The 867-nt window shown below is 50.1% G+C and carries 1 rRNA gene; it reads left to right on the top strand.

Annotation, left to right across the window (positions count from 1 at the left end):
• Positions 1–182: 182 nt before the first annotated feature.
• Positions 183–867: ribosomal RNA gene (locus NE619_RS17835) — 23S ribosomal RNA — on the top strand; the annotation flags it as partial.

The raw sequence follows: 867 nt of genomic DNA, 5'->3' as shown, positions 1-867 counted from the left end.
AAAAACAAATTTACAACGCGAAATCGAGGTATTCGAAAGAATACAAAATTTAAACTAAGGAAGTCTGAAAAGACTGCGATTAGGGTAAATTACGATTTCAACCGAGAAACCAGAAAAGAAGCTGATTCACAGAGTGAATTAACAGTAAAAGACCTGATCACGCTAGATCAGGCAAGCTTGATGGTCAAGCGAAGAAGAGCATAAGGCGGATGCCTTGGCACTGGGAGCCGAAGAAGGACGTGACAAGCTGCGAAAAGCTGCGGGCAGGAGCAAATATCCGACAATCCGCAGATATCCGAATGGGGGAACCCACCTACGGCAATGCGTAGGTATCCCATGGTGAATACATAGCCATGGAGAAGGCAACGAGGGGAACTGAAACATCTAAGTACCCTTAGGAAGAGAAAGAAACATCGATTTTCCTAGTAGCGGCGAGCGAACGGGAAAGAGCCCAAACCGGTCTCTTTAGGGACCGGGGTTGAGGACCACTCAAAGGACATGAGATCGTTAGTCGAAGCCGCTGGAAAGCGGGGACGAAGAGGGTGAAATCCCCGTAGACGAAAGCGAGCTTGTGCAGGAGTGGCACCAGAGTAGGACCGGACACGTGAAACCCGGTTTGAAGCAGGGGGGCCCACCCCCCAAGGCTAAATACTACCCAGTGACCGATAGCGAACAGTACCGTGAGGGAAAGGTGAAAAGAACCCCGGGAGGGGAGTGAAATAGAACCTGAAACCTTATGCTTACAAGCAAAGGGAGCGCAAGTGACCTTGTACTTTTTGTAGAACGGGCCAACGAGTTATGGTATGCAGCGAGGTTAAGGTGCTGGAGCACCGGAGCCGAAGCGAAAGCGAGTCTTAAGAGGGCGAA

It is taken from the genome of Anaerovorax odorimutans (assembly GCF_024459955.1).
Lineage (GTDB): Bacteria > Bacillota > Clostridia > Peptostreptococcales > Anaerovoracaceae > Hominibacterium > Hominibacterium odorimutans_A.
The sequence above is the reverse complement of the archived record's forward strand: the minus strand, read 5'-3'. Positions and strand labels throughout refer to the sequence as shown.